General features: G+C 62.7%; 22 protein-coding genes. 11 read left to right on the top strand and 11 right to left on the bottom strand.

Going from position 1 to position 21,466, the window contains the following annotated elements; genetic code table 11:
• Positions 1–46: 46 nt before the first annotated feature.
• The 5 genes from JAB1_RS01015 to JAB1_RS00995 all read left to right on the top strand — a co-directional run bounded on the left by JAB1_RS01015 (position 47) and on the right by JAB1_RS00995 (position 3,633).
• Entirely contained in the window at positions 47–1,126 is a 1,080-nt protein-coding gene (locus JAB1_RS01015) for a DUF475 domain-containing protein (RefSeq protein ID WP_070278187.1), read from the top strand.
• Positions 1,127–1,257: 131 nt separating this feature from the next.
• Positions 1,258–1,833: a TerD family protein gene (locus tag JAB1_RS01010; RefSeq protein WP_034784897.1), complete on the top strand. Its 576-nt coding sequence runs from the start codon at positions 1,258–1,260 to the stop codon at positions 1,831–1,833.
• Between the two features lie 185 nt (positions 1,834–2,018).
• Complete coding sequence (locus JAB1_RS01005) at positions 2,019–2,714, top strand: TIGR00266 family protein (RefSeq protein WP_070258816.1); 696 nt, start codon at positions 2,019–2,021, stop codon at positions 2,712–2,714.
• 38 nt (positions 2,715–2,752) lie between these two features.
• Positions 2,753–3,334, top strand: a complete 582-nt coding sequence (locus JAB1_RS01000; RefSeq protein ID WP_034784902.1) for a TerD family protein — start codon at positions 2,753–2,755, stop codon at positions 3,332–3,334.
• A gap of 80 nt (positions 3,335–3,414) precedes the next feature.
• The gene (locus tag JAB1_RS00995; RefSeq protein ID WP_034784905.1) at positions 3,415–3,633 is read left to right on the top strand and encodes a hypothetical protein; all 219 of its coding nucleotides are present in this window, start codon (positions 3,415–3,417) and stop codon (positions 3,631–3,633) included.
• Positions 3,634–3,703: 70 nt separating this feature from the next.
• Here the strand turns inward: JAB1_RS00995 and JAB1_RS00990 are convergent, their stop codons facing one another.
• From JAB1_RS00990 to JAB1_RS00970, 5 genes are all read right to left on the bottom strand, one after another.
• A complete protein-coding gene (locus JAB1_RS00990; RefSeq protein ID WP_070258818.1) occupies positions 3,704–5,356 on the bottom strand; it encodes a patatin-like phospholipase family protein in 1,653 nt (550 codons plus the stop codon).
• Positions 5,357–5,428: 72 nt separating this feature from the next.
• Complete coding sequence (locus tag JAB1_RS00985) at positions 5,429–7,753, bottom strand: type II CAAX endopeptidase family protein (protein ID WP_070278184.1); 2,325 nt, start codon at positions 7,751–7,753, stop codon at positions 5,429–5,431.
• Positions 7,750–8,481 (bottom strand): ABC transporter ATP-binding protein, encoded by a 732-nt coding sequence (locus JAB1_RS00980; RefSeq protein ID WP_070278182.1) that lies wholly within the window; start codon positions 8,479–8,481, stop codon positions 7,750–7,752. Before JAB1_RS00980 ends, JAB1_RS00985 begins: the two co-directional genes overlap by 4 nt.
• A gap of 76 nt (positions 8,482–8,557) precedes the next feature.
• Positions 8,558–9,412, bottom strand: a complete 855-nt coding sequence (locus JAB1_RS00975; protein WP_254671937.1) for a DUF3667 domain-containing protein — start codon at positions 9,410–9,412, stop codon at positions 8,558–8,560.
• A gap of 139 nt (positions 9,413–9,551) precedes the next feature.
• On the bottom strand, positions 9,552–10,250 hold the full coding sequence (locus tag JAB1_RS00970) for an ArsR family transcriptional regulator (protein ID WP_070278177.1): 699 nt from the start codon (positions 10,248–10,250) through the stop codon (positions 9,552–9,554).
• Between the two features lie 76 nt (positions 10,251–10,326).
• On the opposite strand from JAB1_RS00970, the gene JAB1_RS00965 reads away from it, so the two are divergent.
• The gene (locus JAB1_RS00965; RefSeq protein WP_070278359.1) at positions 10,327–11,454 is read left to right on the top strand and encodes a cytochrome P450; all 1,128 of its coding nucleotides are present in this window, start codon (positions 10,327–10,329) and stop codon (positions 11,452–11,454) included.
• On the top strand, positions 11,451–11,798 hold the full coding sequence (locus JAB1_RS00960) for an antibiotic biosynthesis monooxygenase (RefSeq protein ID WP_070278174.1): 348 nt from the start codon (positions 11,451–11,453) through the stop codon (positions 11,796–11,798). The genes JAB1_RS00965 and JAB1_RS00960 overlap by 4 nt, the downstream gene beginning before the upstream one ends.
• Here JAB1_RS00960 and JAB1_RS00955 read toward each other — a convergent pair.
• A complete protein-coding gene (locus tag JAB1_RS00955; RefSeq protein ID WP_070278172.1) occupies positions 11,795–12,247 on the bottom strand; it encodes a hypothetical protein in 453 nt (150 codons plus the stop codon). The two genes, JAB1_RS00960 and JAB1_RS00955, sit on opposite strands and share 4 nt — an antisense overlap.
• Before the next feature lie 225 nt (positions 12,248–12,472).
• Between JAB1_RS00955 and JAB1_RS00950 the strand changes: the two genes are divergently transcribed.
• Positions 12,473–12,697 (top strand): hypothetical protein, encoded by a 225-nt coding sequence (locus JAB1_RS00950; RefSeq protein WP_070278170.1) that lies wholly within the window; start codon positions 12,473–12,475, stop codon positions 12,695–12,697.
• Positions 12,698–12,787: 90 nt separating this feature from the next.
• Here JAB1_RS00950 and rpoH read toward each other — a convergent pair whose 3' ends face one another.
• From rpoH to JAB1_RS00925, 5 genes are all read right to left on the bottom strand, one after another.
• On the bottom strand, positions 12,788–13,687 hold the full coding sequence (gene rpoH / locus JAB1_RS00945; protein ID WP_170846504.1) for an RNA polymerase sigma factor RpoH: 900 nt from the start codon (positions 13,685–13,687) through the stop codon (positions 12,788–12,790).
• Positions 13,688–14,102: 415 nt separating this feature from the next.
• Entirely contained in the window at positions 14,103–15,023 is a 921-nt protein-coding gene (gene ftsX / locus JAB1_RS00940) for a permease-like cell division protein FtsX (protein WP_070278168.1), read from the bottom strand.
• Positions 15,020–15,763, bottom strand: coding sequence for an ATP-binding cassette domain-containing protein (locus JAB1_RS00935; protein WP_034784934.1), 744 nt, complete (start codon positions 15,761–15,763; stop codon positions 15,020–15,022). Before JAB1_RS00935 ends, ftsX begins: the two co-directional genes overlap by 4 nt.
• A gap of 8 nt (positions 15,764–15,771) precedes the next feature.
• Positions 15,772–16,818 carry a signal recognition particle-docking protein FtsY gene (gene ftsY, locus JAB1_RS00930; RefSeq protein ID WP_070278166.1) on the bottom strand — a complete coding sequence of 349 codons (1,047 nt, stop codon included), beginning with the start codon at positions 16,816–16,818 and terminating at the stop codon, positions 15,772–15,774.
• A gap of 164 nt (positions 16,819–16,982) precedes the next feature.
• Positions 16,983–17,924, bottom strand: coding sequence for a MerR family transcriptional regulator (locus tag JAB1_RS00925; RefSeq protein WP_070278163.1), 942 nt, complete (start codon positions 17,922–17,924; stop codon positions 16,983–16,985).
• A gap of 204 nt (positions 17,925–18,128) precedes the next feature.
• Here JAB1_RS00925 and JAB1_RS00920 point away from each other — a divergent pair, with 204 nt between their 5' ends.
• The 3 genes from JAB1_RS00920 (at position 18,129) to JAB1_RS00910 (ending at position 21,464) form a co-directional block, all read left to right on the top strand.
• On the top strand, positions 18,129–19,439 hold the full coding sequence (locus JAB1_RS00920; protein ID WP_070278161.1) for an FAD-dependent oxidoreductase: 1,311 nt from the start codon (positions 18,129–18,131) through the stop codon (positions 19,437–19,439).
• A complete protein-coding gene (locus JAB1_RS00915) occupies positions 19,429–20,226 on the top strand; it encodes a DUF1365 domain-containing protein (RefSeq protein ID WP_070278357.1) in 798 nt (265 codons plus the stop codon). The genes JAB1_RS00920 and JAB1_RS00915 overlap by 11 nt, the downstream gene beginning before the upstream one ends.
• Before the next feature lie 74 nt (positions 20,227–20,300).
• The gene (locus JAB1_RS00910) at positions 20,301–21,464 is read left to right on the top strand and encodes a cyclopropane-fatty-acyl-phospholipid synthase family protein (RefSeq protein WP_070278355.1); all 1,164 of its coding nucleotides are present in this window, start codon (positions 20,301–20,303) and stop codon (positions 21,462–21,464) included.
• The last annotated feature ends 2 nt before the right edge of the window (positions 21,465–21,466 follow it).

The following is a 21,466-nucleotide window of genomic DNA, read 5'->3' as shown; positions in this document are numbered from 1 at the left end:
GTCCTTATACTACGTTCCATTGAATTTGGATAAAGGGGAACTATCGATGAAACATTTCAGAGTGTCATTTCTAGTGACATTTATCTGTCTGGGCATTTCCGCCTGGTGGGGTTACACGCACGGTGGCGTGCAGACGATGCTGGCGGCGCTCGGTATCGCGGTGATCCTGGGCGTGATGGAAGTCTCGCTGTCGTTCGACAACGCGGTGGTCAATGCTTCGGTGCTGAAGAATTGGGACAAGTTCTGGCAGGGCCTGTTCCTGGGCGTCGGTATCATCATCGCCGTCTTCGGCATGCGTCTGGTATTCCCGCTGGTCATCGTGGCGCAAGCGGCGGACCTGGGTTTGATGGAAGTATGGAATCTGGCACTGAGCAATCCTGAACAGTACTCGATGCACTTGACGAATCACCATGCGGAAGTGGCGGCCTTTGGCGGCATCTTCCTGCTGCTGGTGTTCCTGAACTTCCTGCTGGACTCGGAAAAAGAAACGCACTGGCTGGGCCGTATTGAAGAAAAACTGGGCGCGCTGGGCAAGATCTCCTCGATTTCCGTGATGATCGCGCTGGGCACCCTGATGGCCAGCCTGTCGATGATCGAAGAAGGCCAGAAACTGGTGGTGCTGACGGCCGGCCTGTGGGGTATCTTGACCTACGTGGGCGTCGATGTGGTCAGCGGCTTGCTGGAAGGCGATAACGGCGACGGCAACGTGGGCGACATCGTCAAGCGCGGCGGTATTGGCGGCTTCCTGTACCTGGAAGTGCTCGATGCTTCGTTCAGCTTTGACGGCGTGATCGGCGCGTTTGCCATCACCAAGGATGTCGTGATCATCATGCTGGGCCTGGCGATTGGCGCGATGTTCGTGCGCTCGATGACGGTGTTCCTGGTCCGCAAGGGCACGCTCGACGAGTTCGTTTATCTGGAGCACGGTGCGCACTATGCGATCGGTATCCTGGCCGTGATCATGTTGGTCAGCATGAAGTTCCACATTCCCGAGATCTTCACGGGTCTGATCGGGGTGGCCTTCATTCTCGCCTCGCTGTGGTCGTCGATCCGCTACAAGCGCAGGATGGCGCTTGAAGAAGGCCAGGCGGAAGCGCTGGAACCGGCCAAGACAGCAGCAGTGTAAAGAATGCGCGGCAAACGACTACACCGGTTTGTCGGCAAGTTGTAGCAAGCGTCGCCGCCGGCCTGGGGAGTCAGGCCGGTGGAGGACGCCAGGTGTTTGGTCATATACAACCCACATAGGAGAAATACATCATGGCAATCAGTCTGCAAAAAGGCGGCAACGTCAACCTGAGCAAGGAAGCCCCTGGCATTTCGAAGATGATCATCGGCCTGGGCTGGGATGCCCGCGCCACCGATGGCGCCGCGTTCGACATCGACGGTTCCGTGTTCCTGTTGAAGGCCGACGGCAAGGTTCGCGCCGACGTCGACATGATTTTCTACAACAACCTGAAATCGAGCGACGGTTCCGTCACCCACTCGGGCGACAACACCACCGGCGCCGGCGATGGCGATGATGAAACCGTCATCGTCGACCTGGCCACCGTGCCAGCCGAGATCGACAAGATCGCCGTCTGCGTCACGATTCACGATGCCGAAGCGCGCAAGCAAAACTTTGGTATGGTATCGAAGGCGTATGTACGCTGCGTGAATGCCAATGGCAACACGGAAATCGCCCGCTTCGACCTGTCGGAAGACGGTTCGGCGGAAACGGCCATGGTCTTCGGCGAAATCTACCGCAATGGCGCCGATTGGAAATTCAAGGCCATCGGCCAGGGCTATAAAGGCGGCCTGGGTCCACTCGCAGCATCGTTCGGCGTCGGCGTGTAAGGTAGCCACACCAAACCTACTGCGCGGTGCGCTTTGCGGCCGGCGATGCTCACCGTACTAAAGTACGGTTGCGCTTCTCGGCCACAAATCACATCCGCTCGCTACGGTTTTGTGCGGCACCGTTATTCTGTAGTAAGGGCGGTTTAGCCCGACACCATCATCATCGTTGAGGAAGGAACAGTCAGATGCCAGTTTTTAGTATTACCGGGGACGTCGATCCGTTCCTGCATGTGTCGCTTGCCAAGGGCGAGAAGATTTATTGCGAATCCAATGCGATGGTGATGATGGAAACCAATCTTGAGCTGAAAGGCAAGATGACCGGCGGCATAGGCGCCGCGCTGATGCGCACCTTTGCCAACGGGGAATCGTTCTTTCAGCAGCATATCGAGGCCATGCGGGGTGATGGCGATTGCTTGCTGTCGCCCACCTTGCCTGGCGCGATGCGGGTGCTCGAGGTTGGCGCCCAACAATACATGATCAGCGACGGCGCTTTCGTGGCGGCCACGTCTGGCGTGGAATTGAAGGTGCGCACGCAAAGCCTTGGCAATGCGCTGTTTGCCCAGAGCGGTGGTTTTTTCATCACCGAGACGGCAGGCAGCGGCCAGTTGGCGGTGTCCGGTTTTGGCGCGATGTCGATACTGGAAGTGACGCCTGGCAAGGACGTGGTGATCGATAACTCGCACGTCGTATGCTGGGACAACCGCCTGCAATACGAAATTTCCATGACGACCGGCAGCAGCGGCGGCTTTCTGGGTAACCTGATCAATAGCCAGACCAGCGGCGAGGGCATGGTACTGAAGTTTTCAGGCACGGGAAAAATCCTCGTGTGTTCGCGCAACCGCGCGGCCTTCCTCGCCTGGACCCAAAGCAAGCCGGCGTAAGAGCAGTTGATGCAACCAACCAAACAGGAGCAATGCGTATGTCTGTCAATTTGAGCAAAGGCCAGAAGATTTCTCTGGACAAAGAAGCTGGTACCACCCTGACCCGTATCACCATGGGCCTGGGCTGGGATGCGGCCAAGACCAAGGGTTTCCTCGGTTTCGGTTCGAAGACGGAAGCCGTCGACCTGGACGCGTCGTGCGTCATGTTCGATGAGAACAAGAGCACGTCCGACATCGTCTGGTTCCGCCAGCTGAAAAGCAAGGACGGCAGCATCGTCCACACGGGCGACAACCGCACGGGCGCGGGCGATGGCGACGACGAACAGATCAATGTCGATCTGTCGAAAGTGCCGGCGAACGTGAAAAGCCTGGTCTTCACCGTCAACAGCTTTACTGGCCAGAACTTCTCGCAGGTGGAAAACGCTTATTGCCGCATCTTGAATGCCAGCAATAACCAGGAAGTCGCGCGTTTCAACCTGTCTGTGCAAGGTTCCCACACGGCACAGATCATGGCCAAGCTGTACCGCCATAACGGCGAATGGAAGATGCACGCCATCGGAGAAAACGGCAACGGTCGCACGTTTGACGACTTGATGCCCCAGATTTCCGTGCATCTATAAAGAGCAGTACGCAGCGGGCGGGGGACGGACCGGATACCGGCCCTTGTCCGCTGCTCTATATTGAAGGAGAGTATGTCGTGATGCGATTGCTGATAGCCTTGCTACTTCCGTGTCTCACGTTTTTCATGCTGGGGCGCCCGCTGGCCGGTGCCGCCGCCTTGATCTTGCAGTGCACTGTGATCGGCTGGGCGCCGGCGGCCCTGTGGGCCCTGTACACGGTGAACCAGCATAAAACGGAGCAGGAACTGGAAGGTGCGTTAAGCCGCAGCTACATGCGCAGGCGTAGTCGGTTGATCTAGATCAGCCGGGCGCTTGGAATCCTTGCGCTAAAGCCCGCACGAGCGATCGTGCGGGCTTTTTTGTGGGCGCTCACTTCTTGCAGCGGATCGGCACGTTCACGGAATTGCCGTCCGAACTCAGGTTGCGGTACTGCAAATCTTCGCTTTCGATGGCAAAGCGGGGCACGGCGTGCACATAGCGCTGCTTGCAGACGGTGTCGTCATTGATCAGCTGGCCCGCCAGCATGTAGTCGCACAGGGCAAAGCGCGATTCTTCGTCGTCGAGGATCAGCACGCGCGCGGCGCTATACAGGGCCGATTGCAGCACTTCCGGGCTGCAATTTTCCGGACCCGTCAGCTTCAGATGGGTTTTCGTTTGCGTGGCCAGGCGTTGCAGCTTGACGAGGGCGGCGCGCTCTTCCTTGCGTGCACCGTCGACGTGTACGTCCTCGCTGGCCAGGCGCAGCGCCAATGAGGCGATCTGGTCGATGGAAATATGCCAGGCAAAGCCTTCCAGCCGCGTGCGGATCTGGCCGGGCAAGGGATCGGCCGCATCGACTTCGCAGCGGTACTGGCCCAGGTGGGGGCGGCACAGCACGGGAATGGCGAAGGCCGAGGTGCGCTTGCCCTTCACGAATTTCTGGCTCAGGTCGCCAAAGTTTTCATGCGTGATGGTATCGAAGCGGGCTTGGCCAAAGCCCATCTTGACGAGGTTTTCCTTGCGCTGGCGCGAGAACAGGGCGTCGACGGCATCGTAGATATTCTTGTTGAAGATGCGGTCCAGCGGCTGGCGCTCGTCCGACATCTTTTCAAACACGGCGCTGGAATTGGGCGCGTTGGCATCGATGGAAATGAGGATGAAGGGCTTGCTGTTCAGGCGCGGCGGCACGACGGCCATGTCGTTGCCGTACAGCTGCGTCAGGGCCACGTCCCACAGGGTTTCCACGCCCAGGTTGTCGGCCGCGCCGCCATCGAACAAATGCACGTACGACGGCGATTCGCGCGATTCGGAGCCGAGTTCCGGCACGAAACTGTTTTTCGGGCGGAAGCGCTCGAAGGTGACGGAGTCGAACACGCCGGGAAACGCGGCCGAGGTGGCCACGGCTGTTGCCAGGCGGATATCCTGGATCGGCGAATGCAGGGTGCTGTAAAAATACTCGTAGGAAAACACCACGCGCTTGCCGCCATCGGTGGCGTCCGTTGCGTTGGCCAGGAAGATGGGGCCGTCGTGCGGCAAGTCCTGGTAGGTTTTCTTGTCGTACAGCACATCGTCGAGCACGTCGGACAGGAACGAGGTGCGCGTCTTGTTCGTCAACAACATCGTCGTCAGGTTGGCGGGTTTCAAGATGGTCTGTCCAAAGAAATCCGTTTTCAGCTTGCTGCGCAGCAAGGGCCAGTCCGTCTGCTTGCCATGCAGCGCATAGTAGCCGCCCGCGATGGCGCCGCCCGACACGCCGGAAATGGCCGAGGCGCCGCTGACGAGGCCGAACTGTTCCAGCTGTTCCAGCGAGGCGGCCGAGAAATTGGCTGCGCGGCTGCCCCCGCCGGACAGGGCGATGCCGATGAAGTGGTCATTCGGCATGGGATTCTGGATGCGCGCCTTGGGCGCGTCGATGCGCAGGCGCGGGGTTTCCTGCACGGTAAACGTGCGGTTTTCGACGCCGCGGTTGGGGCGCAGGGCGAGTACCGTGCAGCCGCTCAGCAGCGCAACGAGGATAAATGGGACGAACAAGCGTGGATTCATGCGTGATCTGTGCGTAGTCATTGGTTGGGATACGGACGGAAACGTGTGGGATTCTAGCAAACCCGGCAACAATCAGCTATTCATCTGATAGCCGAGCATGGCGGCATTGTAGAGCGCGTGTGTAAGCATGGGCGCCAGCAGCGCGCCGCTGCGCTCGTATGCGATGCCCGTGCACAGGCCCAGCACGAAGACGGGCAGCATGGCGGCGGGTGGATGCACGATGGCAAACAGCGCGGCGGCGATGCCGATCGCTTGCCAGGCGGGCAGAGAACGGCGCAAGCCGCCCTGCAGCAAGCCGCGGAAGATGAATTCCTCGCACAGGGGTGCGGCCAGCACGCCCACGGCCAGCAGCCACAGTCCGTCGCCATTGATCTGCATCAATGGCGCAGCGGGCGGCGGCAACAGGGCCGCGCAGCCGATGCCGAACAGCGCCGCGGCACAGGCGCCCGCGACTCCCCGGCGCCACGGCTGGCGGCCCTGTCCGATGCGCGGCACGCCGGCCGTCCTGGCACGCCAGTAGACGAGGCGCAGCAGCGCATACGTGAGCGCACCGGCCGCGCCGAAGGCGATGGCCAGCTGCGCCAGCGGCGTCGCACTGCTCCCTTTGAGCAGGATCAAGGAAAGTGTCTGCAAGACGAAAAACAGCATGGCGGCGATCAGGCCGTCGGCCGCCGCTACCGTGGCTGGCGGCGAAGCGGCGGGATCGAGCAGGCAGGGCAGCGCGTCGCGCGCCTTTTGCCACAGGGCCACGGCCAGCGCGCCCGTGAACACGACAAACACCAGTTGCTGCACCAGGCTGCCGGCGGCCAGCGCGGCGATGTACAGGCCGGTGAGCAGCAAATACAGGTACATATACGTGGGGCGCACCTTTGCCGTGGTTTCCGTGGCCAGCGGGTCGCTGGCAAACACGCCCAGCGCCACGGCGATCAGCGCATACAAGGGGATGCCGGCCAGGGCCAGCAGCATCAGGCCCGCCGTCTGCCACGACCACGCGGGCAGCCAGGCCAGCGCCGCGCCGAACAGGATCAAAGGATACAGCAGAGCCAGCAGGGCCCACAGCTGCGCCTTTTGCCGCAGCGCCTGTTCGATGGAGACGGGAAACGTGTACAGCAGCCACAGCGCGCCGCCTTCCTTGTTCAGCGTCTGGAAGGCCGACATCAGCAGCACATACGTGCCGAGGAAAAAGCCGGTGGAGGCCAGCAAGACGGGGCTGGCCAGCAGCGCGTGCACGTCGCGCACCTGGCCCGTAAACAGGGCCTGCCCGCCGAGGATCAGCAAAGGCATCAGCAGGGTCTGCACGAGAAAATTGCGGTCGCGCAAGAGCAACGTCAGCTCGCGTCGCTGGATCGCCGTGCCGATGCGCGGGCGCCACCGCTGCGTGGGCGATGGCGCCGCTGCCGGCTTGCGCGCGGCTTCGCGCTGGCCCGCGCCCACGACGCCGTGGCGCAACTGGCGGCGCAGGATGGCCATGCCCAGCAGCATCAAGCACAGGCATTGCGCCAGCAGCAGCACGATGGCGGGCAGCAAGGCGGCCACGCCATCGGCATTGAGCAGGCGCAGCAGCAGGCCCGGCGGCGTCCAGCCGCTCCAGGCGGGCATGGCCGCCGCCCAGGCATACGCGAAGCCGCCCGTGCCCATGCCGAACGACATGCCCATATACATGGGCAATAGCCCGGCCAGCGAAATCACTGCCTGCAGGTTGCCCAGCCGGGATGGCGTGAGCGACAGGCGCAAGCCCGTGTCGACCAGGGTGCGCAGCATGGCGGCCAGGGCCAGCAGGACGAGGCTGGCGAGCAGGCCGGACAGTGGTGAAAACCAGCCCTGGCCCGAATACCAGGCGATGACGGTCGTGCTGGGCCACAGGGCCAGCAAGCCGGCCGGATTGACGAGCGTGCGTTCGAGCACGCGCGCCCATAGCAGGGTGCTTTTCCTGACGGGCAGGGTGACCAGCCATTCCAGGTCCCAGTCCGGCTTCGATAGTTCCCCCATGCCCAGCGGCAGCAGGACGCTGACCAGCCACAACAGCCCCAGCTGCAGGGTCAGGCCACCGATCAGCGTCGCGCTGAACGGCGTGGCCATCAGTTGCGTAATGACGGGGTCGAGCAGGCCGCTGTCCGTGTGCAGGCTGCCGCGCGCCTGGCAGGCGGCGACCTGGTCCAGCAAGCAATGCATGTTCAGCACGCTGTGGCGGGCGATGCTGCCAAAGGAAAACAGCATGGGCAGCAATAGCAGCGCGCCCAGCAGCCAGCGTCCGCCGCGCTTGCCCGGGGTAGCGGGGCGGCTTTTACTGTGTTTCTTGAAGGAAAGCCCCCGGCCGCTGATGTTGAGCAGGCGCTGCAAGCGCAAGCGGGTCAGCAGCCAGACGGCGCGCCAGGCGGTGGGCTGCACCGGTGTCATGCCGTCGACGTTTCATCGGTGAGCTGCAAGAAGAGCTCTTCCAGGCTGCCATCGCTGGACAATTGCTGGCGGATATCGTCCAGGCTGCCCGTGGCGACCAGGGCGCCCCGGTGGATGATGGCGACCCGGCTGCACAGCTTTTGCGCCATATCGAGCAAATGCGTGGAAACGAAGATGGTGGCGCCGGCGGCGGCGCGGCGCAGCAAGCGTTCCTGCACGTCGCGCGAGGCACGCGGGTCGAGGCCGTTGATCGGTTCATCGAGGATCAGCACGGCCGGATCGTGGATCAGCGCGCAGGCCAGGCCCAGTTTTTTCTTCATGCCCAGCGAGTAATTGACGGCGAAATCCTCGCTCGCTTCGTCCAGGCCGAATTCCGTCAACAGGCGCGCCGCGCGGGCGGCCGCTTCCGTGCGCGAAAAACCATGCATTTCGGCCACGAATTGCAGGATTTCACGGCCGCGCAAATAATCGTAAAAGATGGGATTGTCGGGCAGGTAGCCCACCTTGCGCTTGACGGCGGCGCCATCGCGGTGGCAATCGAGGCCATCGACCAGCACGCGCCCGGCGCTGGGCACGAGGATGCCCATCAGCATGCGGATGGTGGTGGTTTTTCCCGCCCCGTTCGGGCCCAGGAAGCCGAAGACCTCTCCTTTTCCTACCTGCAAGGTCAGCGGCTTGACGGCCTCGAACGTGCCGTACTGTTTGGACAAACCTTCGAAGCTGATCATCGTGCATCCCAAAAAAGATAGCGTGCAGGATGATAGCCTGATACGGCGCCGCCAGAGCGTCCCTTAGTGGCGTAACTTAATGCCGCAGCATCACGCCGATGGCGATGCAGGCCAGGATCGCCAGGCTCATGGCGAGGCTGTAGGCGACCATCAATAACAGCCAGCGGCAGACGGTGGCGAGTTTGCCGCTTGGATACACGCGCCACATGGCCCAGGGCAGATAGGCCAGCAGCCAGGCGCCGAGCACGAGGCGGACAAGGTCGATGGGGATCAGGATCATCAGCGCCATCGTGATGAAGGCGAAGGCATTCGTATGCAAGGCGAACAGGAAATGCTCGCCATAGCGGCGTCCGCTGCCCAGGTAAAGGATTTTCAGGAACAGGGCGAACAGCGGCATCAGGCAAAACATGGCGTACGGCGCGTAATGGAAAAAGCTTTCCACCACGAGTTTTTGTTTCTCGGCCGTGGGCAGTTGCTCAAAGTCTTGCCATTGGCGCGGCAGCGTGGGCGTCTGGCCCAGAATGCTGACCTGCATGGTCGATGTCTTGTTTTCCGGAATGTGGCGGGGACCATGGGCGCCTACCTGGGCTTGCTGGTCGTGGACGGTGAGGAACACGCCGGGGCTGCTGAACTTGAGGATGGCAAAGAACAGGATGCTGAAGGTCAGGTAGACGCGCAGCGGCTCCACGTAGCGCACGCGGCGTCCCGCGAGGTATTCATTACTGAGTGCGCCTGGGTGGAACAGCAGCAGGGCCAGGGTACGCCAGAGCTTGCCTTCGAGCGCCACATAATGGGCGACGAATTCATGCAGGAATTCGCGCGCGCTGGGCATGTGCAGGGTAGTCGTTTGGCCGCAGGCGCTGCAGAAGTTGCCTGGCGCATCGGTATTGCAGTTATGGCAGCTGCTGGCGGGACGCGTGCTGGATGACACTGTTTTCAAGATAGACTCTTTCCATGGCCGAAAGGTAAAGATGATCGCTCAAGGGCGCAGCATATGATGAATGAAAAGAATGATAAAAGCGTATTTTTTTGCGTTCTAGTTGCTTCCGAGATACAAAATCCTGCGCCGGTCAGGCGCCACCGAAGGCGGCCAGCAGGCGCCGTTCACCGGCCGGCGTGAGGCGCAGGGCGCGGCTGTCGAGTTCTCGTTCGGCCCAGCGCTGGCGCAGGGCCAGCTGCAGGATGGCCGCCCCCAGCGCGCCGCCCAGGTGGGCGCGCCGTTCGCTCCAGTCCAGGCAGGCGCACGCGAAGCGGCGGCGCTGGCGCTGCAATTGCGGCACGTCGATGCCCAGGGCCGCCATGCCGGTCGCGCCCGATGCCGACAGCCGATACTCGCCTTCGCCGCCATCGTCCAGCAGCCAGCCTTGCGCTTGCAACTGGTCATGCAGGGCGACGGCCACCGTGCCGGCCATGTGGTCGTAGCAGGTGCGCGCATGGCGCAAGCGGTCCGGCGTGGTGGGCGTAAATGGCGTTGCCGCCACGCCGGCCACCACCAGCAATGCTTCGAGGGCCTGGCCCACTTCCGCGCTGGCGAGGCGGTAATAGCGGTGCTTGCCCTGCGCCAGCATGGACAGCAAGCCATCGTCGCGCAAGCGCGCCAGATGGGCGCTAGCCGTCGAGGCGCCCACCTCGGCCAGCGCCGCCAGTTCCGTGGCCGTGCGCGCATGGCCGTCGAGCAGGCTGCACAGCATGCGCGCGCGGGCCGGTTCGGCGATGGCGCCGGCCAGTTGCGCCAGTCCCATGTCGGCCGAGGCAAGTTTGTCATCCATGATTCGTTCCAGGGCGAAGTGTAGTGGTGGAAGGAGCAGCATACTCGTGTCCCCACCTCACTGCAATGGAATGCGCATGCCGCTCGCCGACTTTGTTATCGACCCCGCCGACCCTTTTTCAGCCCTTACCCACGCGGCGCCGTATGACTACTATCGCCGCCTGGCGGACGGCCCGCCGCTGCGTTTCGATGCGCGGCTCGACTGCTGGCTGGCGACGGGCGCGGCCGGCGTGCGCGCCGTGCTCGAGCATCCCGATTGCCGCGTGCGCCCGACCGGCCAGCCGGTGCCGGATACCCTGGCGGGCACGCCGTGCGGTGCGATTTTTGCGGAATTGGTGCGCATGAATGAAGGCGAACGGCATGCCGTGCCGAAGCAGGTGCTGGCGCGTTCGCTGGGACAGGTGGACCTGGCCCACCTGCAGGCGCGGACATTGCGCATGGCCAGCGACCGCGTGCCCGACAGCGCCGCGCAATTGAACGGCGCGCTGTTCGAACTGCCCCTGTTTGCCATGGCGGACTTGCTGGGTTTTGCGCCAGCGCAATGGCCGGCGCTGGCCGCCTGGACGCGCGATTTCGTCGCCTGCCTGTCGCCGCTGAGTAATGGAGAACAACTGGCTGGCGCGCAAGTGGCAGCCGACGCCTTGCTGCAAGGTTTTACCGCGTTGCTGCGCGAAGCGGATGCATTGCCCGGCAGCTTGCTGGCCAAGGTCGTGTCCGAGGCGGAAGCGCTGGGCTGGCGAGCCTCGGGCGGCGTGCTGGCCAACCTCGTGGGTCTGCTGTCGCAGACCTGCGACGCCACGGCCGGCTTGCTGGGCAATGCCATAGTTGCCTTGCGCACGCAACCGCAGTGGTCCACGCAAGTGCGTGCCGCACCCCGGCTGTGGCCAGCCCTGCTGCGCGAAGTCAGCCGGCATGACCCCTCCATCCACAACACGCGCCGCTACACGGCGCAAGACGTGGAGTTCGATGGCGTGCGCGTGGCGGCCGGGCAGATGATCGTCGTCGTGCTGGCCAGCGCCGGCCATGCGGAGTGCGGTTTTGGCCATGGCCGCCACATCTGTCCGGGCCAGTCCATCGCGCAGGCCATCGCCACGGCTTGCCTGCAGGCGTGGGCCGACGGGCTGGACCGCATGCCGCTGGCGTGGCGTTATGTGCCGTCGCTGAACGCGCGCATCCCTGTTTTTAGCCTGGGAGAAATGAAATGATTGCCGTGATTTTCGAAGTCTGGCCCGGCGCCGAAGGGCGCCAGGAATACCTGAACCTGGCCGCCGCGCTGCGTCCCTTGCTCGATGAAGTGGACGGTTTCATTTCCATCGAGCGCTTCAGCAGCCTGAGCGAGCCAGGCAAATTGCTGTCGCTATCCTTCTTTCGCGACGAGGCGGCGCTGGCGCAATGGCGGCAGTTGGAAGCGCACCGCGTGGCGCAAACGGCCGGCCGGCAGGGCGTGTTTGACGACTACCGGCTGCGCATTGCCGCCGTCGTGCGCGATTACGGCATGCTGGACCGGCAGCAGGCGCCGGCCGACAGCCGGCGGCGCCACAGCGTTTAGCGGGGCAGCGCGCCCTGCGTGATTTTTACTTTGACCCGATACGTGGGCTCGGCCGCATTCAGGGCGGGCGGCGTGGCCGGATCGACGTCGAGCAGGGTAAACGTCAGGTGGTTGACGGTGACGGAACTGGCGGCGCCGGGCATGGAGTCGGACAAGACGATGTCCGTGGCGCCTGCGCTGTTGAGCAAACTGAAACTGTAGCTGACGTAGCCTTTCCACACGCACACGGCGCCCTTGCGGCAGCGGCTGTCGTTGACACGTTCGAGTTTCAGGGTATCGGTGGCCGTGATGGCCACCTGTTCGCCCGGCGAGAGCACGTGGGTGACGCTGCGCGGCGTGTTTTCCGCGTCGCCGGCGCTGCCGGCCGCGCCGCAGCCAGTCAGCACGGCCAGGCAGGCGAAGAACAGGGGAAGCAGCACGGTACGGTAAGAGCGGGTCAGATAATGCATGTTTTTCCTTTCAGGTGGAGCGTCCCCGGCGTGCTTGTTCACGCGTGGGATGAAAATGATAGTAACAAAATGATATTTTTACGGCGCACTATTGGCGTGCTGCCGGTGAATTGATGCGCCAGCCACGCGGCGCGCCGATTACTGCGTAGAATGGCTGTTTTGAAAATCAGGAAACAACCATGAAAAAAACCGACCGACCTGGCCAAAAGCGATGCCAAGAAACTGATGGGAAAGATGAATGTTCCCGGCGCAGGTGCATTCGGTAAGGAAGCGGTGGTCATCGACCGCCGCGAGCAGCGCAAGCGCGATCAGGCCCTGGGCCTGGTGCCATTCGCCGTCAAGCTGAACAGCGATCTGGTCTTGCAATTGCAGACCCTGGCCAAGGAACGCGGCGCGGATCTGAATGAATTGGTCGCCGAGCTGATCACCAAGGGCTTGGCTGCAGCGTAAGGGCTGACAATGTTTATCTGTTGATAAATATCAAGTTATAAAACTAAAAGGCGCCTTGCGGCGCCTTTTGCATTGCGGCATTGCTTGCGATTACACGTAGGCTGCCAGGGCGCCCTTCATTTTTTTCAGCGCCGCCACTTCGATCTGGCGGATGCGTTCGGCCGATACGCCGAACTCTTCTGCCAGCGCGTGCAGGGTGGCGCCGGAGCCGTCGTCGTTGGCCAGCCAGCGCGCTTCGATGATGCGGCGCGAACGGGCGTCCAGCTTCGACAGTGCCGTTTCCAGGCCTTCCGATTGCAGGCGCGTCACTTGTTCCGCTTCCAGTACCTTGGTCGGCTCGCTTTGCTCCGACGACAGATAGGCGATCGGCGAAAACTTGTCGTCTTCATCGTCGGTCGGCGATTCCAGCGCGATGTCGCGGCCGCTCAAGCGGGTTTCCATCTCGATCACTTCTTCGCGCTTCACGTCGAGCAGCTTGGCCAGCGCATCGATCTGCTTTGGCGTCATCGCGTCCAGGCCCGTCTTGTGGCTGCGCAGGTTGAAGAACAGCTTGCGCTGCGCCTTCGTCGTCGCGACCTTGACCAGGCGCCAGTTTTTCAGGATGTACTCATGCATCTCGGCTTTCACCCAGTGCATGGCGTACGACACCAGGCGCACGCCCTGGTCCGGATCGAAACGCTTCACGGCTTTCATCAAGCCGATATTGCCTTCCTGAATCAGGTCGGCGTGCGGCAAGCCATAGCCCAGGTAGCCGCGGGCAATCGAGACCACCAGGCGCAGGTGCGACAGCACCAGTTCTTGCGCGGCGGCCAGGTCATTTTTTTCACGCAGGCGTGTTGCCAGCGAAATTTCTTCGTCATGGGTCAACATGGGCAGGCGGTTCACGGCCGAAATATAGGCGTCGATATTGCCCAGATTGCCAGTGAATCCGAGGCCCAGCGCATTACTTTTGGTCGGAACCAATGCGGACGTTGCGGACATCATAGTCATGTTTTCTCCCTCGTAGTCTTGCTTTGTTCCAGTTGGCCACGTCACGCGACGTGGCAGCTTGTATCTTCGTTTTTGCGTATTCGGTCTTGCACTTTGCAGATCGCGGCACCATCTTGATCTGGCGTCCATGGCGGTTCTGCTATTGGTATGTCCCTATATTAGCACTCTCTGCTTGAGAGTGCCAATCAGCACATTTAATCGACCTGATAGCCTAAATGCTATGGCGAATGAATGCTTGATATACATCTTTAAAAAGCGATTTGAACAGCGCTGCAGGCCGCTTTACGACAACATGGCCAGTCTACGGCCTCTGGCTGAAGCGAGCCTTAAGAATACTTGCTTAATATCAATATAACAGCAATATGGGGATGGCGAGACGCATGGCGGCGCGGGAGCGCCGCCATGGAAAGGAAAGTCAGTTCAGGCGCGCCAGGTGGCGCTGCACGCACAGGAAGGCGCCGATCAGACCCAGGCCGGCGCTGACGGCCAGCAAGCCGGCCATCGGCAGCGGCGCCAGCGGCACCAGCTGGAATTCGGACGCATACAGGCGGGCAAACTCGGCAATCGCCGTGTTCAGCGGCTGCAAGGCCAGCGCCACGGCGCTCAGGGCCAGCGCACCGGCGCACAGGCCCAGCAGGGCGCCCGTGTAATAGAAGGGGCGGTGGATGAAGGTATCGGTGGCACCGATCAATTTCGAGATGCTGATTTCATCGCGCTGCTGCATCACCTGCAGGCGGATGGTATTGAAGACCACGGCGATCACGGCCACGCCCAGCGTGATCGCCAGCAGCAGCAGCACCAGGCGCAGCACACCCAGCAGGGCCGCCAGGCGCTTGACCCAGGCCGAATCGACTTGCGCCGATTCCACGAATGGCAGCTGGCGCAACTGTTCCGCCACCGCATCGACATCCTGCGCTTCGCTGGCGCTGCTGAAGGCATCGAGTTTCAGCACATAGCTGTCGGGCAGGGGATTGTCGCCCAGGGTGCTGAGCACATCGGCCAGGCCGCTCTTGTTTTTCAGCGAGTCCAGCGCCTGTTCGCGCGGGATGAAGACGATCTTCGCCTTTTGCGGGCCCACGATCTTGCGCATGGCGCCCGCCAGGGCCACGGCTTGCTCGCGCGGCGTGTCGATCTTCAGGAAGACGCTGATTTCCGGGTCGACCGACATCTGTTCCGACATGGGGCGCACGTTGTCGAGCATGGTCAAGCCGGCGAACGGCAGCGACAGGGCGATGGCGACGACGAGCACGTTCAATAGAAAGCCGCCCGGCGACTTGCGCAAGTGAATCAGCGCCGAACCGAGGGCGAAGCGGTGTTGACGGAACCAGCCTCTCATGCCTGCTCTCCCTGCGCGTCGTCCTGGTCGGGAGAGGGCGCAAAATCGGGATCGGGCGGCGCGAAGACGGGCGCCTGCGTGGCCTTGTCGATGGCGACCAGCTGGCCGTTTTTCAGGTGGATCACGCGGGCGGCGGCGTCGAGCATCTGTTCGTCATGGCTGGAAATGAGGCAGGTCACGCCCACGGAGTGGAATGCTTTCAGGGCGTCGAGCACCTTGTTGGCGCTGGCGCGGTCCAGGTTGGCCGTCGGTTCGTCGGCCAGGATGATCTGCGGTCGGTTGACGATGGCGCGCGCGATCGACACGCGCTGCTGTTCCCCGCCCGACAGCGACAGCGGTCGCGCCATGGCGCGGTCCAGCAGTCCCACCTTGTCGAGCGCGGCGCGCGCGCGCTGTTCGGCGGCCGCCTTGTGGGCGCCGACGACGAGCAGCGGCAGCATGACGTTGGCCAGGATGGAGCGGTCGTTGAGCAATTTTTGCTGCTGGAAGATCAGGCCCATGTTGCGGCGCAGGAAGGGCACGCCGGCCGGCTTGATCTTCGCCATATCCTGGCCATTGACGATCAGCTTGCCCGACGTGGGGCGTTCCATGGCGGCGATCATTTTCAGCAAGGTGGATTTGCCGGCGCCGGACGGGCCAGCCAGGAACACCAGCTCGCCCTTGGCAATACTGAGCGAAATGTCGCTGAGCGCCACGGCATCGGGGGAGTATTGCTTGGAGACGTGCTGAAATTCAATCATGTATGGGCTTATCCGAGCAGCGCTTCGACAAATTCGGCAGCCACGAAAGGCTGCAAGTCTTCAATTTTCTCACCGATGCCGATGAAATACACGGGCACGGGACGTACGCGGGCAATTGCCGCCAGCACGCCGCCCTTGGCGGTGCCGTCCAGCTTGGTAATCACCAGGCCGCTCAACTGCAGGGCATCGTCGAAGGCCTTCACTTGCGTGAGGGCGTTCTGGCCCGTGTTGCCGTCGATGACGAGCAAGGTTTCATGCGGCGCGCCATCCATGCCCTTGCCGATCACGCGCTTGATTTTCTTCAATTCTTCCATCAGGTGCAACTGCGTCGGCAAGCGGCCTGCCGTGTCGACCATGACCACGTCGATGCCGCGCGCCTTCGCCGATTGCACCGAGTCGTAGGCCACGGCGGCCGGGTCGCCCGATTCCTGCGAAATCACGGTCACGTTGTTGCGCTCGCCCCAGACCATCAATTGCTCGCGCGCGGCGGCACGGAAGGTGTCGCCCGCGGCCAGCAGCACGGACTGGTTGTTCGACTGCATGTGCTTGGCCAGCTTGCCGATGGTGGTGGTCTTGCCGGCGCCATTCACGCCGGAAATCATCATCACCAGCGGCTTGTGGCGGCCCAGCTCGAAGCGCTTTTCCAGCGGCGAGAGCAGGTCGATCAGCAGCACTTTCAGGGCGGCCTTGACGGCGGCTGCGTCGAGCAGCTTGTCTTCCTTGACCCTCTTCTTCAGTTCCGTCAGCAGGAATTCCGTGGCGTCGATGCCGGCGTCGGACATCAGCAGCGCCGCTTCCAGCTCTTCGTACAGGGCGTCGTCGATCTTCGCGCCGACAAACAGCACGGACAGGGTGTTCGAGGTTTTCGACAGGCCGGCCTTGAGGCGCGTCATCCACGATTTTTTCTCGGGTTCGGCGGCCACGATCACGGGCACGAGCTCGGCCGGCGCACCGCTCAGGGGCGTAGCGGCAGGCGGCGTGGCGGCGGGAAGGACGAGAGGCTCGGCTGGTGCAGCCTCGGGAGCGATGGGTTTTTTCTTGAAGAAACTAAACATGGATGTGTGGTGGCGGGTGCTGACCTAAGGCCCGGCGGCGCCGGACACTGTGTTACGGGCTATTCTACCAGAGCGCGCCCGGCCCTTCATGCTTTACTGTTCGATTGGCAACATTGCGCCGCTATCCACGGAGATCGCCGCAGTTGCCGCGCTTTTCAGCCGGTTCAGTGGGTTTGCAGGGCCAGTGCCTGGTGGCGGCGGCGCCAGTCGGCGATGCTTTCGTCGACTTGCCGCAGGTCCAGCACATGCAAAAAGTGTGGCGGCTGCCTGGTCAGCACAGGACTGCGTCCGCCGGCCCACAATTCCATGTTGGGCGGCAAGCTTGCATGCAGCTGCTGCAGGCTGTCGCGCGTCTGCCGTTGCTTGCTGGCGCTGGAAAACGACAGCGCTACGATGTCCGCCCGTTGCGCGCGGGCAGCCGCGACGATGTCCGTCAGCGGCGTTTCCACGCCCAGCGACATGCAATGGGCACCGGCCGCCGCGCACAGCGCCTCGGCCATCAGCAGCCCCAGGCCATGACGCTCCTGCGGCAAGGTACTGAGGACGATGCGTGGGGAGCGCGTGGACGGGCTGCTTGCTTGTGGCAGGGAAAAGATGGCGTGGCGCATCACCGTTTGCAAGGTTTCGCTATACAGATGCTCCTCATAGACGGCCAGTTCGCCGCAAGCCCACGCTTCGCCCACCATGCCGGTGAGGGGGGCGATGACGTCGATGGTGAACGCTTTCAGGCCCAGCACGGCCAGCGCCTGGCGCAGGGCGTCGCCCAGTTCGGCCATCTGGTGGCCACGGCACAGGGACAGGTAGTGTTCGAGCTGGGGGGCTGGCGTTGACGGCGCCGCGCTGCTGGCGCTGGCCAGCTGCTGCAATTGCACGGTGCTGTGCTGCATGATTTTGCCCGGGCGGAATCCGAGGTCCAGCAAGCGCTTGACCATGCGCAACTTCTGCACTTGCTCGGCCGGGTAGCTGCGCTCGCCAAAGGCGTCGCGCTGGGGCTGGGGAAAGGCGTAGCGGCGCTCCCACACACGCAAGGTTTCCTTGGCCAGTCCGGTATCGCGTTCGACATCGCTGATGCTGAAGGCGGAAGTAGGTTGCAGGTCAGTATCCATACCAGAGTGGCTTTGCTCGCATGCGGAAGAACGTGGCATGCATTTTACGCCTTCCGCCGCCCCATACCAAATAGCTGAATCCGATTGGAAATCGCGGGCGTATGAGTTTTGGAGCGGCTCGCACACTCATTGACATGAATCAATATTTCATCGATTATCCATGAAGCTGATTTTGTCCAGGACAAACTTAATGCAGGTGTACTCATGAAAATTGCCGTCGTCGGAGCAGGAATCGCAGGTTTGTCGTGTGCCTATCGCCTGGCGCAATCGGGCCGGGACGTCACCTTATACGAGGCGGGCGACTATTTTGGCGGCCACAGCCATACGGTGGATGTCACGCTCGATGGCGTCACGCATGGCGTCGACACGGGTTTTCTCGTGTTTAACCACGCCACGTATCCGAATCTGGTGCAACTGTTCCAGGAACTGGGCGTCGAAGCGGCCGACAGCGACATGTCGTTTTCCGTGAAGATGCCGCTGGGCGCGACGCCGGACGCCCGCGTGCTGGAATGGGCGGGCGCCAATCTGGACACCGTGTTTGCCCAGCGCAGCAATCTGCTGCGCCCCGCCTTTCTGCGCATGTTGCGCGACATTCTGCGCTTCAACCGCCAGGCCAGCGCCCTGGCCACGGCCGCCTTGCCGGCGCCGGCCCTGTCGCTGGGCGAGTTTCTCGACCTGCACGGCTATGGCGACGAGTTCCGCCATTGGTATCTGCTGCCGATGGCCGCCTGCATCTGGTCGTGTCCGGCGCGCCAGATGCTGGCCTTTCCCTTGGCCACCTTCATCCGTTTCTGCCACAACCATGGCTTGCTGCAAGTGAGCGACCGGCCGCAATGGCGCACGGTGCGGGGCGGCTCGCGCGTGTACGTGGAAAAATTGCTGGCAGGCATCCCACAGCAGCGCCTGGCGTGCCCCGTGCTGGCCGTGCGCCGCCAGCCGCACGGTGGCGCGCGCATGGTGGAACTGCAGACGGCCGCCGGCATCGACCACGTCGACCACGTCGTGCTCGCTTGCCATAGCGACCAGTCGCTGGCCCTGCTGGGAGATATCCGCGACGACGAGCGCTCCGTGCTCGAAGCCGTGCGCTACCAGCCCAACCGCGCGGTACTGCATACGGATGCGTCCTGCCTGCCGCAGCGCCGCCGTGCCTGGTCGGCCTGGAATTACCAGGGCCGGCCGGCCGCGCACGGGGATGCACCGCAAGTGTGCGTGCATTATTTGCTGAACCAGTTGCAGCCTTTGCCCTTCACCACGCCTGTCATCGTTTCGCTCAATCCGCTCGACGAGCCCGATCCGGCAAGCATCATCGACGAGTTTTCGTATGCCCATCCCGTGTTCGATGGCGCGGCCATTGCGGCCCAGGCGCGCCTGGCCAGCTTCCAGGGCGCGCAGCACACGTGGTTCGCGGGCGCCTGGACGGGCTACGGCTTCCATGAAGACGGCTTGAAGTCGGGCCTGGCCGTGGCGGAAGCACTCAATGGCCTGGCGTCGGCGGAGCTTGGCCATGCCGCGTGATCCCACGCAGCCGCTCCGGCCGCAGCCCCAGCTGTGCCTGGGACGGGTGCGCCATGCGCGGCTGCGTCCGCGCGCGCATGCCTTTGCTTACGGCATGTTTTATTTGCGTTTGCCCTTGCGCAGCCTGGGCGCGCACGATTTTGCTGCCCGTTTGATTTCGCGCAACGGCGCCAATGTGCTGTCCTTCCGCGACAGCGACCACGGCGATGGCACGACGCCGCTGCTGGACTGGATCGACGGCTTGCTGCACCAGCATGGCGTGGTCGACGCGGGCGGCGAAATCTGGCTGCAAACGATGCCGCGCATGTTCGGCTATGTCTTCAATCCCGTCAGTTTCTGGTTTTGCCACGGGCTTGACGGCGCGCTGCGGGCCGTGCTCTGCGATGTGCGCAATACCTTTGGCGAGCGCCATTTGTACTTGCTCGAGCAGGGCGGCGCGATTGCCTTTGGCAGCGAACTGGTCGCCAAGAAAATTTTCCACGTGTCGCCGTTTTGCAAGGTGGAAGGCCAGTACCGCTTCCGTTTCCTGCGCAATCACGCTCAGGGCGGCGAGCGCCACCTGGCCAGGGTCGATTACGACGACCTCGACGGCCCGCTGCTGCGGACGAGCTTGTCCGGCACGGCGCAGCCGCTGCGCGATGGCGCCATCGCCTGGGCCTTGCTGCGCTATCCCCTGATGACGTTTGGCGTGATGGCGCGCATCCATTGGCAGGCATTGCGCCTGTGGCTGCGCCGCGTGCCGTTTTTCAGCAAACCCCACCCTCCACAAGAAAAGGTGTCCCGATGAGCTCCGATTCCCTGCCGACCGGCCTGCATGCGCGCAGCAGTTCCACTCCCGTGCATGTGCATGACCATCGCGACATGCCCGCTGCCGGGCGCATGATTGTGCGCCTGCTGGAAAAATTGCAATATGGCGCTTTGCGCCTGCGCACGCCTGATGGCAGCATCTTGATGTACGGCGATGGCAGCCAGCCCGTCACGCTGGACTTGCACAACTGGCGCCTGTGTGCGGCCGTCCTGCGCTCGGGCGACATCGGCTTTGCCGAAACGTTTATCGCGGGAGACTGGCGCACGGACAATTTGCCGGGCCTGATCGAATTGATGATACGCAACCGTGCGCACATCGAATCCCTGATCTACGGCAACTGGTGGGGCAACCTGATCTATAAGGTGCGCCATCTGCTGCACCGCAATTCGCGTGCCGGCAGCAAGAAGAATATCCACGCCCATTACGACATCGGCAACGCCTTTTACCAGCTGTGGCTGGACCCGTCGATGACGTATTCGAGCGCTCTGTTTTCCGAAGGCGCCAGCCTGGAGCAGGCGCAAGGTGCCAAATACCGGCGCATCGCCGATCAACTGCAACTGCAGCCGGGCCAGCGCGTGCTGGAAATCGGCTGCGGCTGGGGCGGCTTTGCGGAAACGGCGGCGCGCAGCTACGGCGCCCACGTGACGGGCCTGACCTTGTCGACCGAACAGCTGGCCTATGCGCGCCAGCGCCTGCACGATGCGGGGCTGGCAGGGCAGGCCGATCTGCAGCTGTGCGATTACCGCGACAGCCATGGCCAGTACGACGCCATCGCCTCGATCGAGATGTTCGAAGCCGTGGGACAAAGCTACTGGCCCGGCTATTTCGAGTGCGTGGCGCGCAACCTGAAGCCGGGCGGACGCGCCTGCATCCAGACCATCGTCATCGCTGACGAACTGTTCGAGCGCTACAGCAAGAGCACGGATTTCATTCAACAGTACATTTTCCCGGGCGGCATGCTGCCTTCGCCGGCCGGGTTTCGCCGCGCCGCCGAGACGCAGGGCTTGCGCGTGGAAGACGCCTTCAGCTTTGGCCTCGATTACGCGGAAACCTTGCGCCAGTGGCGCGCCGGCTTCCTGGCCCAGCGCGCGGCGCTGGAAAAGCAGGGTTTCGATGGCCGTTTTCTGCTGACCTGGGAGTTTTACCTCGCGTATTGCGAGGCCGCCTTCCAGGCACACAACACGGATGTGATGCAATTTACCCTGATCAAGGACTGACC

The sequence above is a fragment of the Janthinobacterium sp. MP5059B genome (genome assembly GCF_001758645.1).
Taxonomy (GTDB): domain Bacteria; phylum Pseudomonadota; class Gammaproteobacteria; order Burkholderiales; family Burkholderiaceae_D; genus Janthinobacterium; species Janthinobacterium lividum.
Note: the sequence above shows the minus strand (reverse complement) of the source record. Positions and strands in the feature narration are given on the sequence as shown.